Origin of the sequence: Nocardioides faecalis, assembly GCF_018388425.1 — a bacterium.
In the GTDB taxonomy this organism is placed as follows: domain Bacteria; phylum Actinomycetota; class Actinomycetes; order Propionibacteriales; family Nocardioidaceae; genus Nocardioides; species Nocardioides faecalis.
The window spans coordinates 1,126,404-1,138,399 of record NZ_CP074406.1 but is presented as its reverse complement, the minus strand read 5'-3'; the positions used below and the strand labels follow the sequence as shown (position 1 = coordinate 1,138,399).

13 protein-coding genes are annotated in these 11,996 nt (G+C 74.3%); 3 read left to right on the top strand and 10 right to left on the bottom strand.

The features are described 5' to 3' along the window. Positions 1-160: 160 nt before the first annotated feature. Both KG111_RS05245 and KG111_RS05240 read right to left on the bottom strand, forming a co-directional pair. Complete coding sequence (locus tag KG111_RS05245) at positions 161-355, bottom strand: hypothetical protein (protein WP_205291738.1); 195 nt, start codon at positions 353-355, stop codon at positions 161-163. A 291-nt stretch (positions 356-646) separates the two neighbouring features. Then, positions 647-1,645 (bottom strand): calcium-binding protein, encoded by a 999-nt coding sequence (locus KG111_RS05240; protein WP_205291739.1) that lies wholly within the window; start codon positions 1,643-1,645, stop codon positions 647-649. Positions 1,646-1,891: 246 nt separating this feature from the next. Between KG111_RS05240 and KG111_RS05235 the strand changes: the two genes are divergently transcribed. Together KG111_RS05235 and KG111_RS05230 are read left to right on the top strand one after the other, a co-directional pair. After that, positions 1,892-2,431 carry an RNA polymerase sigma factor gene (locus KG111_RS05235; RefSeq protein ID WP_205291740.1) on the top strand — a complete coding sequence of 180 codons (540 nt, stop codon included), beginning with the start codon at positions 1,892-1,894 and terminating at the stop codon, positions 2,429-2,431. After that, the gene (locus KG111_RS05230; protein WP_205291741.1) at positions 2,428-3,945 is read left to right on the top strand and encodes a hypothetical protein; all 1,518 of its coding nucleotides are present in this window, start codon (positions 2,428-2,430) and stop codon (positions 3,943-3,945) included. Before KG111_RS05235 ends, KG111_RS05230 begins: the two co-directional genes overlap by 4 nt. Here the strand turns inward: KG111_RS05230 and mutM are convergent. From mutM to KG111_RS05190, 8 genes are all read right to left on the bottom strand, one after another. Then, positions 3,881-4,741 (bottom strand): bifunctional DNA-formamidopyrimidine glycosylase/DNA-(apurinic or apyrimidinic site) lyase, encoded by an 861-nt coding sequence (gene mutM / locus KG111_RS05225; protein ID WP_205291742.1) that lies wholly within the window; start codon positions 4,739-4,741, stop codon positions 3,881-3,883. The two genes, KG111_RS05230 and mutM, sit on opposite strands and share 65 nt — an antisense overlap. 13 nt (positions 4,742-4,754) lie before the next feature. Next, positions 4,755-5,576 (bottom strand): ribonuclease III, encoded by an 822-nt coding sequence (gene rnc / locus KG111_RS05220; protein WP_432806874.1) that lies wholly within the window; start codon positions 5,574-5,576, stop codon positions 4,755-4,757. After that, positions 5,492-5,677 carry a 50S ribosomal protein L32 gene (rpmF, locus tag KG111_RS05215; RefSeq protein WP_141006753.1) on the bottom strand — a complete coding sequence of 62 codons (186 nt, stop codon included), beginning with the start codon at positions 5,675-5,677 and terminating at the stop codon, positions 5,492-5,494. Before rpmF ends, rnc begins: the two co-directional genes overlap by 85 nt. A gap of 48 nt (positions 5,678-5,725) precedes the next feature. Then, positions 5,726-6,262, bottom strand: a complete 537-nt coding sequence (locus tag KG111_RS05210; RefSeq protein ID WP_249666310.1) for a YceD family protein — start codon at positions 6,260-6,262, stop codon at positions 5,726-5,728. Positions 6,263-6,401: 139 nt separating this feature from the next. Continuing rightward, positions 6,402-6,893 carry a pantetheine-phosphate adenylyltransferase gene (gene coaD, locus KG111_RS05205; RefSeq protein WP_205291743.1) on the bottom strand — a complete coding sequence of 164 codons (492 nt, stop codon included), beginning with the start codon at positions 6,891-6,893 and terminating at the stop codon, positions 6,402-6,404. A 25-nt stretch (positions 6,894-6,918) separates the two neighbouring features. Further along, positions 6,919-7,512: a 16S rRNA (guanine(966)-N(2))-methyltransferase RsmD gene (gene rsmD, locus KG111_RS05200; RefSeq protein ID WP_205291744.1), complete on the bottom strand. Its 594-nt coding sequence runs from the start codon at positions 7,510-7,512 to the stop codon at positions 6,919-6,921. A gap of 25 nt (positions 7,513-7,537) precedes the next feature. Then, positions 7,538-9,772, bottom strand: a complete 2,235-nt coding sequence (locus tag KG111_RS05195; protein WP_205291745.1) for an ATP-dependent DNA helicase RecG — start codon at positions 9,770-9,772, stop codon at positions 7,538-7,540. Between the two features lie 76 nt (positions 9,773-9,848). After that, complete coding sequence (locus tag KG111_RS05190; RefSeq protein ID WP_205291746.1) at positions 9,849-11,630, bottom strand: DAK2 domain-containing protein; 1,782 nt, start codon at positions 11,628-11,630, stop codon at positions 9,849-9,851. A gap of 180 nt (positions 11,631-11,810) precedes the next feature. Here KG111_RS05190 and rpmB point away from each other — a divergent pair, with 180 nt between their 5' ends. Continuing rightward, the gene (rpmB, locus tag KG111_RS05185) at positions 11,811-11,996 is read left to right on the top strand and encodes a 50S ribosomal protein L28 (protein WP_205291747.1); all 186 of its coding nucleotides are present in this window, start codon (positions 11,811-11,813) and stop codon (positions 11,994-11,996) included.

Below are 11,996 nucleotides of genomic sequence, written 5' to 3'. Positions count from 1 at the left end.
TCTGGTCTGCTCGTACGTCGCACACGTGGTGCGCCGGACACAGCAGCGATCCTGTCAGGTCGACACGGTCGCGAGGCGCTGCGGGGGAAGGTCGGCGCGCTCAGGCTACCCCCGCGGGTTGCCTGCGTCGGCCAGGTCGGCGCGGGTCGCGCCGGGAGGCTCAGGCGGGCTGCATCTCCGAGCCGTCGGCGAGCAGCTCGGCGGCACGCGCCGACATCAGCTTGTCGTTCTCCTCGGACAGCCGCAGCACGAGGGACTCCAGCTCGGCGACCCGGTTGCGGAGTCGAGCGTTCTCGACAGCCAGGCGGGGGTCGCGGAGGTCGCTGTTCAGGTGGCCGATCAGCGCCTTGGCCATGTAGGTGAGCCTTCCGCTTCGAGGGGTTGGGCCCGGAGCTCCGGGTGGGAGTGGGCCGTCTCCAAGAGTCCCACCTCTGTGCACGACGGTCAAACCGTGGCGAGGCCCCCGCGCCGGCGCTCGGGGACGACGTGGTAGGTGGCGGTGGGTGCGCTGGTGAGTGTGCCGGGGAGACCGTGTCGCCACGGGTGGGGAAGACCACGATGGCGCGGTCTCCCCGGCACGTCCGGGGGGGCGGTGGGCCCGGGACCGGCGGCTCCCCGCGGGTTCACGACCCGCGGGGACGCGGCGTCAGCAGCTCTGCGTGACCTCGGCGGAGCAGCGGTCGCGGCCGGTGCCGCCGTAGGCGATGTCCACGCCCGCGCCGCCGCCGATCACGTCGTTGCCCGCGCGGCCGCGGAGGACGTCGTCGCCGCCGAAGCCGCGCAGGGTCTCGTTGCGGGCTCCGCCGAGGATCACGTCCGCGGCCTCGCCGCCGAAGTAGGCCTCGAGGAGGCCGAAGGTGAGGGCGCCCTTGTCCCACGTCGCCGAGCGGGGCTCGGCGTCGACGCGGACCGGGACGCTCAGCGTCCGGAAGCTCAGCGCGTCGGAGCCGGAGCCGCCGCTGATGGTGGAGGTGGCGGTGGTGTTGAGGTCGGTGACACCCTCGGGGGCGCTGCGCTCGGCGCCCACGAGGAACACGTCGTCGCCCGCGCCGCCCTGGATCCGGCCGGAGGTGCGGTCGAGGACGACGGTGTCGTCGCCGGAGCTCATGCGCAAGGTGGTGGTCAGGAAGCTGACCTTGGCGATGTCGTCACCGGAGCCTGCGGTGATCTCGGCCGTCGGGGAGCTGCTGATGATGGTGTCGTCGCCGCTGGCGGCGCTGACCACGTCGGCGCCGTCGGTGACGACGATCCGGTCGCTGCCGTCCCGGCCGAGCAGGACGTCGCGGTCGGCGCCGCCGTCGAGGGTGTCGTCACCGGAGCCGCCGTCGAGCCAGTCGCGTCCGGCCCCGCCGAGCAGCGTGTCGTCGCCGTCGCCGCCGCAGAGGGTGTCGTTGCCGCCGAGGCCGTCGAAGGTGTCGTTGCCGGCGCCGAGGAAGACGACGTCGTCGCCCGGTGTCCCGGCCAGGTCGTCCGGGCCGTCGGTGCCCACGATGGTCGCGGCCAGGCCGTGGCACGTCGGCGTCTCGTCGGCCGCCTGGGCGGTGGGGGCGAGGGGCCCGGCGGAGGTCACCGCCCAGAGCGTGCCGGCACCGGTGAGCAGGGCGACCGCGCAGGCGGCGCGGCGGGGGGTTCGCAGGGTGGGCATCGTCGTACTCCTCGACGGTCGTCGGTCGGACGGGCACACCAGAGAGCGGACGACACCGCGGATCGATTACACGCCCGTCGCGACTCGCCGTGTAACCAATCGGCTCCCCGATCCGCTGCTCGGGTTGTGCCAGCATCGTCGTCGGTCGGCCCACGGCCCCCCGTGCCCTGGTCGGCCCGTGCCGCAAGCCCACCACCGGAGCGGGGAGACGTCCTGGACCGCGAGCCTTGCACCGACCCGATCGGGGTGTCGCTGGAGAGCGCCCTCGCCGGGGACGAGGACGCGTTCGGCGAGCTCTGGCGGGCGCTGCACCCGCCGCTGCTGCGCTACCTGAAGGTGCGTGACCCCGACACCGCCGAGGACATCGCGGCCGAGACCTGGCTGCACGTCGTGCGGGACCTGCGCCGCTTCTCCGGCGGCCCCAGCGACTTCCGCGCCTGGCTGTTCACCCTCGCCCGGCACCGTGCCATCGACGCCGGCCGGGCGCGTGCGGCGCGCCCGAGCACGCCGACGGCCGAGGTCGTCGACATCGGCACCGCGCCCAGTGCGGAGGCGGCCGCCCTGGAGCGCGCCGACACTGACGCCGCGCTGCGGATGGTGGCCACGCTGCCGCCGGCCCAGGCCGAGATGGTGATGCTGCGCGTCGTCGCCGGGTTGTCGGTCGCCGACGTGGCGGCCATCGTCGGCAAGCGTCCCGGGACCGTGGCGGTCGCGGTGCACCGCGGCCTGAAGGCGCTGGCCCGCACCGCGGGACACCGGCACCGGGCCCGGGCGGTGAACGGATGAACGGCCTGGACCCCTTCGGCATCGACGACTTCGAGGACACCCCGCTGGTCCGCGCGCTGCGGGCACCCGGATCGGCGGCCGAGCTGGCCGGTGAGAAGCAGGTGCTGGGCGCCTACCGCCGCTCGTTCGGACGGCGCGGCGCACGGCTCGGCTCCGCCGCCGGACTGGCCGCCGGCCGGGCCGCCGGCCTGGCGGGGCGGGCCGGGATCAGTGGCGCGGCCCTGGTCGCCGCGGTCACGCTCACCGGCGGCGTCGCGGCAGCCGCCTACACCCAGGCCCTGCCCGCCGGGGTGCAGGCGATCGCGCACGGTGCGCTCGGGGGCATCGGCGTGCCCGCCGCTCGCACCCCGCGCCCCGAGGCACCGGTCGCCAAGACACCCGCACCGACGTCGGACGCCGGCTCCGGCAACGAGGGCGAGGCGTCGACGCCGTCGCCCTCGGGTCCGACCGCCGACGCGCAGGGGCCTGCCAACGCCGACCGGACCGGGCCCGGCGGCTCCTCCTCGACGGGCTCCCCCGGCTCCCCCGGCTCCCCCGGCTCCCCCGGCTCCCCCGTGGCCGTGCCCGCACCCGACTCGGCGTCCGGCCCGCGGGCCGGTGCCCCGGCGGCGGGGGTGCCCGCGACCGCCCCGGTGCCGGCGAGCCTGACCAGCACGCTGTCGGGACGCAGCGTCGTCGCCGGCGGCCGGGTGAACGTGGTGGGCACGGTGCGCGACGCCGAGAGCCGGCCCGTCGCCGGTCAGGAGGTGAGCCTGCTCAAGCGTCGTGCGGGCGCACCGTGGAAGGTCGTCGCCCGGGCGACGTCGCAGGCCGACGGGCGGGTGTGGTTCAGCAGCGGCAGGCTCACGGAGAACACCTGGCTGCGGCTGCAGCTCTCGCTCCCGGCGGCCCCCGCCCCGGAGCCCTCGGGCTCCCCCAGCGCCCCGGCATCGCCCGGCGCCACCGCCTCCCCCGGCACGTTCTCCCCCACCTCCTCGGTCTCCTCCGGCTCGGGCTCCCCCGCGACCGGGAGCGCCGGTGCGACGCTGCAGACCCCGGCCCGGCGCGTGGTGGTGCGACCGGCGCTGGTCCTGCGGGTCGACGAGGGCCGGCTGCACGTGCAGGCCACCGGCGCACGCGCCGGCGACACCGTCGAGGTGCTGCGCCGGCACGACGGCCGGCTGGTGCGGCTCGGCACCGTGCGCCTCGACGGCACCGGCCTCGCCGGCTACGACGTCTCCGGGCTCACCGGGCGCAACCGGGTCGTGGTCCGGCTGCAGCGCACGGCGGTGCACGGTGCGGCGCGCGCCTGGGTCGTGGTACGCGGGGGGCGGCCGGCGCCGATCACCCCGACGCCGACCCCAGCACCGACGCCGACGCCTGTGCCCACCCCGGCGCCGACACCGGCGCCGACACCGGACCCGACACCGGACCCGGCGCCGTCGCCGGAGGCCGACCCGTCGGGGACGCTCAGCGCCGACGCGCCCGCGGCACCGGCTGGCACCGCGGGCAGAAGTACGACGAGCGGTTCATGAACGCCACGCGGCGGATCGGCGTGCCGCACCGGTCGCAGGGCTCGCCCTCGCGGCCGTAGGCGTGCAGCGAGCGGTCGAAGTAGCCGGACTCGCCGTTGACGTTGACGTAGAGCGCGTCGAAGGAGGTGCCGCCCTGGGCGAGCGCCGCGTTCATCACCTCGCGGGCGTGGCCGAGCAGCTCGAGGGCCTGCTTGCGGGTCAGCCGGTCCCCGGGCCGCTCGCCGTGCAGCCGGGCACGCCACAGCGCCTCGTCGGCGTAGATGTTGCCGACACCGGAGATCAGTCCCTGGTCGAGCAGCAGCCGCTTCACGCCCGAGGTGCGTCGCCGCAGCCGGGCCGCGAAGGCGTCGTCGTCGAAGGCCGGGTCGAGCGGGTCGCGGGCGATGTGCGCGATCTCGCCGGGCAGCTCCGCGCCGCCGACCGAGACCGACAGGCCGCCGAACATGCGCTGGTCGACGAAGCGCAGCTCGCGGCCGTGCTCGGTGCCGGCGAGGGCGAACCGGACGCGCAGGTGCCGTTCGGCGGGGGCGTCGGTGGGTTGGACGAGCATCTGCCCGCTCATCCCGAGGTGGCCGAGGATGGCGTCGCCGTTGTCCAGCGGCAGCCACAGGTACTTGCCGCGGCGGCACGCGCCGACGATGGTGCGGCCGGTCAGCGCAGCGGCGAACCCGGCGGCACCGCCGGGGTGACGGCGCACCGGACGGTCGTGCAGGACGTCGACGAAGGTGATCGTCGCGCCGGTGACGTGGCGCTCGAGGCCGGCACGGACGACCTCGACCTCGGGCAGCTCGGGCACGGGGCGGTGGAGGTCAGCTGCCGGCGACCAGCGGGCGGCCGGGGGCGTCGAGGCCGAGGTCGGCGGTGATCTCGCCGTACGCGGTCTGGGCGGCGCCCTGCTCGGCCTCCTTCTTGGAGCGGCCGGTGCCGTTGCCGTAGAGCTTGTCGCCGACGCGCACCTGGGCGGTGAACGTCTTGAGGTGGTCGGGACCGGCGTCCTCGATGACGTACTCGGGCACGCCGAGGGACTGGTCGGCGGCCAGCTCCTGCAGCGAGGTCTTCCAGTCGAGCCCGGCGCCCATCGCGGACGCCGCCTCGATGAGCGGGTCGAACAGCCGGTGCACGAGGTCGGCGGAGACCTCGATGCCACCGGAGAGGTGCACCGCGCCGATCACGGCCTCGACGGTGTCGGACAGGATCGAGGCCTTGTCCCGGCCACCGGTGGCCTCCTCGCCGCGACCCAGCTTGATGTGCTGGCCGAGGCCGATCCCACGGGCCACCCCGGCCAGGGCGCGCGCGTTCACCACGGCGGCGCGCAGCTTGGCCAGCCGGCCCTCGGGGAGGTCCGGGTGGGTGCGGTAGAGGGTCTCGGTCACCACCACGCCGAGGACCGAGTCACCGAGGAACTCCAGCCGTTCGTTGGTCGGAAGACCACCGTTCTCGTAGGCGTAGGAGCGGTGCGTCAGGGCGCGCTCGAGCAGCTCGGGGTCCAGGATCGGATCCCCGAGCGCTCGACGCAGCTCGACGTACTCGGTGATGGGCGTGCGCCTCAGAGGACCTGACGACGGTCGGCGCGGGCGCCGTACTGGCCGCAGGTGCCGCAGGCACGGTGGGGCAGGTGCTTCGCGCCGCACGCGGGGTTCGCGCAGGTGACCAGCACCGGGGCGACAGCCTTCCACTGCGAGCGACGGTGCCGCGTGTTGCTGCGCGACATCTTCCGCTTCGGAACAGCCACTGTCTTCTCCTTGGGATCTACTGGGAACGTCGAGCGCTCGGGTGAGCGCTAGTCCTGGGGGTCTTGCTCGGCATCTTCGGTCAGCGCGGTGAGCGCCTTCCACCGGGGGTCGATCGGAGCCTCGTGCGTGTGGTCCGGCTCGTCCGCCAGCCGCACGCCACACTCGACGCACAACCCCGGACAGTCGTCCTCACACAGCGGCTGGAACGGCAGTGCGAGCACCACCGCATCCCTCAGCAGCGGCTCCAGGTCGACCAGGTCGTCCTGCAGCGTGCTGACCTCGTCGTCCTCCTCAGCTTCCGCTGAGTCCCGGATGTCGTCGTAGACGAACAGCTCCTGGAACGTCACCTCGATGTCCTCGCGGATCGGCTCCAGGCACCGCGCACACTCGCCCTCCAGACCGGCTCGCGCCGTTCCGGTGACGAGCACGCCTTCCATGACCGCCTCGAGACGCAGGTCAAGATCGACCGGCGCGCCTTCGGGGACAGCTAGGACTTCGATGCCCAGATCGGCTGGGGCCGGAACTGTCAGTGTCACCTCACGCTGGGACCCCGGGCGGCGGCCGAGCTCGCGGGTGTCGAGCACGAGCGGCGCTCTCGGGTCCAGGTCGTTCAGGGGATCACTTTCCAGGTCCGGGCACAACAGATCGGGTCAATCGTAGTGGCGGTGTCGGGCGCCACCAAATCTGGCCCGGCCACCGCGCGGTGCGCCGTGCGGGCGCGACTCACTGCCCGGCTCGTGGGGAGGCCAGCTTGGCGTCGAGGCGGCGCTGCACCGCGGGAGGCACCAGCGCGGAGACGTCGCCGCCGAGCGAGGCGACCTCCTTGACCAGGCTGGAGGAGACGTAGCCGAGCGAGGCGGTGGTGGGCACGAAGACGGTCTCGACGCCGGTCAGGTGGGCGTTCATCTGCGCCATGGGCAGCTCGTACTCGTAGTCGTTGCCGCCACGCAGGCCCTTGACGATCGCCTGGGCGTCGATCTCGCGGCAGAAGTCGACGATGAGGCCGGTGAAGCCCATCACGGTGACGTTGGGCAGGTCCGCACACGCCTCGCGCAGCATCTCCAGGCGCTCGTCGGGGTCGAAGAGCCGCGACTTGGAGATGTTCGTGCCGGTGGCGACCACGAGCTCGTCGAAGAGCGCCGCCGCACGACGGAAGATGTCGACGTGGCCGTTGGTGACCGGGTCGAAGGATCCAGGACACACCGCACGGGTCATGGTGGGTGAGGTTAGCGGACCCCGCTCACTCCCCCGCCGCGTCCTCGGCCGGGTGCTCGGCGAACCACAGCGTGGTCTCGCCGTACCGCTTGGCTCCGCGGCGGCCGGGCAGCGGCACCAGCCCTGCCGGCCAGGCGGGCTCGGGGCTGCGCCCGGACCGCTCGACGACGACGAGGGCGTCGTCACTGAGCCACCCTCCCTCGACGAGCGCGCCGAGCACCTCCGCGACCGCGTCGTCGGCGAGCGGGTAGGGCGGGTCGGCGAAGACCAGGTCGTACGGCGCGCGCGGCGCGGACGCCAGGAACGCCGACACCGAGCGGGCGATCACCTCGGCGACCGGGCAGCCCACGGCGCGGGCGTTCGCCCGCACCAGGTCGGCGGTGCGCCGGTCGGACTCCACGAGGGTGACCGCCTCCGCGCCCCGGGACCAGGCCTCCAGGCCGACCGCGCCGGAGCCCGCGTACAGGTCGAGGACCCGCAGCCCGCGCAGCGAGCCGGCCCACGCGTCGACGGCGGACAACAGCGCCTCCCGCACCCGGTCGCTGGTGGGCCGGGTGGCGTCGCCGCGCGGCGTCTGCAGCCGGCGGCCGCCGGCGGAGCCGGCGATGATCCTGGTCACGGGTGCTCCCTCTCCACGCTCACGGTCACGACTTCGCCACGAACTCTGCCTGGTGGGTGCGCTCCAGCTCCTGCACCGCCGCCGCCAGGCCGGGCGCCTGCCCCAGGTCCCGGTCGGCGTCGAGGAGCCCTTCCGCCGCGGCCCGGGCCGCCACGATCGTGTCCTCGTCGCGCAGCACCTTGAGGTTCTCCAGGCTCGAGCGCCGCCCGGCCTGGGAGGCCCCGAGCACGTCGCCTTCCCGGCGCTGCTCGAGGTCGATCTGGCTGAGCACGAACCCGTCGGTGGTCGAGGCGACAGCCTCGAGCCGCTCCCGGGCAGGGGTCTCCTCACCGGCGTGGGTGACCAGCAGGCACAGCCCGGGCAGCCCGCCCCGGCCGACCCGCCCGCGCAGCTGGTGCAGCTGGGAGATGCCGAACCGGTCGGCGTCGAGGATCACCATCGTGGTCGCGTTGGCGACGTCGACGCCGACCTCGATGACGGTGGTGGAGACGAGCACGTCCACCTCGCCTGCGGCGAAGGCGCGCATGGTGGCGTCCTTCTCGTCCGCCGGCAGGCGACCGTGGATCCGCGCGATCCGCAGTCCGCTCAGCGGACCCTCCGCCAGCCGCTGCACGACCTCCTCGACGGCGGCGGCCGCCGGGCGAGGCGCCTCCTCGACGACGCCGTCCTCTCCGGGCACGTCGATGACCTCGACCTGCTCGGCCTCGCGCTCGTCGCCGGAGATCCGCGGGCACACGACGTACACCTGGTGGCCCTTCTCCACCTCCTCGCGCACCCGCTGCCAGACCCGCCCGAACCACGACGGATGCTCGGCCAGCGGCACCAGGTTGGTCTGGATCGGGGCGCGCCCGGCGGGCAGCTCGCTCAGCGTCGAGGTCTCCAGGTCCCCGAAGACCGTCATCGCGACGGTGCGCGGGATCGGCGTCGCCGTCATCACCAGCAGGTGCGGCGGCGCCGAGGCCTTGTCGGTCAGCGCGGCGCGCTGCTCGACGCCGAAGCGGTGCTGCTCGTCGACGACCACCAGGCCGAGGTCGAAGAAGGAGACCTGGGCCTGCAGCAGCGCGTGCGTGCCGATCACGATGCCCGCCTCGCCGGTGGCGATGCGTGAGAGCGGCGCGGTGCGCTGGGTCTTGGTCATCGAGCCGGTCAGCAGCTCCACGCGGGTGCCCTCGCCGCCACCGAAGATCGTGCCGTCGTCGGCGAGGTCGCCGAGCATGGCCACGATGGAGCGGTGGTGCTGCTGGGCGAGGACCTCGGTGGGCGCCAGCAGCGCCGCCTGGCCGCCGGAGTCCACGACCCGCAGCATCGCCCGCAGCGCGACCAGGGTCTTGCCGGAGCCCACCTCGCCCTGCAGCAGCCGGTTCATCGGGTACGGCGCGGCGAGGTCGGCCTCGATCTCGCGTCCCACCTGCTGCTGGCCCTGGGTCAGGGTGAACGGCAGCCGCTCGTCGAACGCCGCGAGCAGGCCTCCGCCGCCGGTGCGGGCGGTGGCGCCCGCGTCCCGCACGGCGCGACGCCGCCGGCCGAGCACGAGCTGGGTGATCAGTGCCTCCTCGAACCGGAAGCGGTGGTGGGCGTGGTGGACCTGCTCGCGGTCCTGCGGCTGGTGCACCCAGTGGTAGGCGTCCTGGATGCCCAGCACGCCGTGCTCGGTGCGCAGCGCCTCGGGCAGGATCTCCGGGATGTCGGCGATCACCGAGTCGGCGAACTTCACCGCACGGGCGATGTCCCAGGACTCCACGCCCTTGGTCAGCGGGTAGATGGGGAACAGCGGGCCGATGTCGAGGATCTCCTCCAGCCCGTCGTCGTCGCTCATCCCGAAGATCATCAGCTGCGGGTTGACCAGCTGCCACTCGTCGCGGAACTGGTCGGCCTTGCCCAGGAAGACGCCGCGGTTGCCGACCTCGACCCGGCGCGCGTGCCAGGCCGCGGTGCCCTGGTTCTTGGCGAAGAACGTCATCCGCAGGCTCGGCCCGGCGGTGGCCAGCGTCGCCTCCACCCGGTACGCCGGCCGGCCGGTGCGGCGGTCGGTGTAGGACTTGGTCACGCACTCGGTGATCTCGCCGACCACGCACAGCACCTGCCCGCGGCGCAGGTTGTCGACCCTGCTCAGCGACCCGGTCTCCAGGTAGCGGCGCGGGAAGTGGCGCAGCAGGTCGCCGACGGTGCGGATGCCGAGCCCGTCGGTGAACTTCTTGCGCTTGGCCGGCGTGGTGGCGCCCAGCACCGCCGTGATGGACGTGTCCAGAGTGATGCTCAACCCTGCTCCGCTCGCTCCTGGGGCCTGCCCGTCACCGCCGGACGGTCGACCCGTCCGGCTCCGTGACGATGGTCCGTCACTCCACCGACATCAGGAGCGGGTAGCGCTCCTGGCCACCGTCGTACACCATGACGTCGACGTGGGGATGGCTCTCCTCCACCCAGGCCGCGGCGCTCTCCGCCAGGCCGATGCCGTCGCGGCCGTGCACCAGGGTGACCATCTCGCCGCCGGCGGCGAGGAGACGGTCCAGCACGATCAGGGCGACCGCCCCGAGGTCGTCGCCGACGACGGCGAAGTCGCCGGCGATCACGCCGAGCGCGTCGCCGGGCTCGCACGGCCCGGCCATGGTCATCGCCTGCTTGGCGGCGACGGTGACCGCGCCGTGCCGGACGTGGCGGGCCGTCGCGGTCATCTCGGTGACGTCCTGGTCGAAGGCCCGGCCGGGCTCGTGCACCGCGACCGCCGCCAGGCCCTGGACCTGGGCGTGGGTCGGGATCACCGCGACCCGCAGCCCGCGGGCACCGTGGTCGGCCTCCGCGGTGCTGGCCGCGACCAGCGCGGCCCGCACCGACGGCTCGTCGTTGGGCAGCACCACGACCTCGCGGGCACCGCACCCGGTGATCGCCTCCAGCAGCTCGCCCGTCGAGGGCCGCCGCCCCGGTCCTCCTGGTACGACGACCGCACCGGCCTCCTGGAACAGCTCGGCCAGCCCGGGGCCGGCCGCGACCGCGACCACCCGGCGTCCGGAGAGCGCCCGGGGCGCCGACTCACCGCTCTGACCCGCCTGACCCGCCTGACCCGTCTGACCCGCCTGGCCGACCTGGCGCGCCAGCTGCTCGGCGAAGTGGATGACCCGGATCCGGTGCGGGCGGCCGAGCTCGAGGCCGGCCTCGATCGCCGCCCCGACGTCGTCGGTGTGCACGTGCACGTGCCACAGCCCCTCGCCTCCGACGACCACGACGGAGTCGCCGAGCCCTCCGAGCCGCTTGCGGAGCACGCCGACGCCGTCGTCGGGGCCGTCGAGCAGGTACATGACCTCGTAGGCGGGGCCGTCGGCGGACAGGTCCGCACCGGCCTCCGGCAGCTGCGGGACCGGGATGGCGTGGCTGCCCAACGGCGCGGTGACCGGGATCGGCCGGCGGCCGGTGAGCACGGTCTCCGCCGCGTCGAGGATGACCGACAGTCCTCGCCCGCCGGCGTCCACGACCCCGGCGGCGGCGAGGGCCTCGAGCTGCTCGGGCGTGTGGCCCAGGGCCTCGCGGGCCGCGGCCGCGGCGGCGGCCAGCACGTCGCTGCTGCGCGCGGTGGGCTGCTCGGCCACAGCGCCGGCGGCCTGGGCAGCGGCCCGGAGCACGGTGAGCATGGTGCCCTCGACCGGCTCGCCGACCGCGGCGTAGCTCGCCGTCGACGCCTGCGCCATCCCGTCGGCCAGGACGCGGGCGTTCGACTCGCCGGGCTCGGCGGAGGCGATGCGGCGCGCGACGGCGCCGAGCATCTCGCTGAGGATCACCCCGGAGTTCCCGCGCGCGCCGAGCAACGCACCACGCGCGAGTGCTGCCATCGGCCCCTCGAGCCCGGAGCCGTCCCCGGCACCGGGCTCGGCGCCGCGGCCTGCGCCGCTGTCTGCACCGTGCTCCTGCTCGGCCATCGCGACGCGGATCGCGTCGCGGGCCGCCACGACGGTCAGGTACATGTTCGTCCCCGTGTCGCCGTCGGGCACCGGGAAGACGTTGAGGGCGTCGACCTCCTCACGCGCCTGCGCCAGCGCGTCCACGGCGACGTCGACGAACCGGGCCACCGTGGCCAGCGAGATCGCCGTCCCCGCACCCGTCGCGTCGTGTCCCGTCCCCTCAGCCATCGCACGTCACCCTAGATGATCCGCACCCCCCGTCCCGCGCGACGCAACGGCCCCGATGGAGGACCGTCCCGTGGATTTCAGCGTCCGCGATGAGGTCGTCTATCCTGAACCGGTTGTCCGGCGTGCGCTCTCGCTGCCGGGCTCGACAGACGTGAAACCGCAATCTTCCCAGGAGTTTCCATGGCCGCCGTGTGCGACATCTGCGACAAGAAGCCGACGTTCGGCAACAACCGGCCGTGGTCGCGCAAGATCACGAAGCGCCGCTTCGACCCGAACATCCAGCGCGTCCGCGCGGTCGTCAACGGCACCCCGAAGCGCCTCAACGTGTGCACCGGCTGCCTGAAGGCCGGCAAGGTCTCCCGCTGA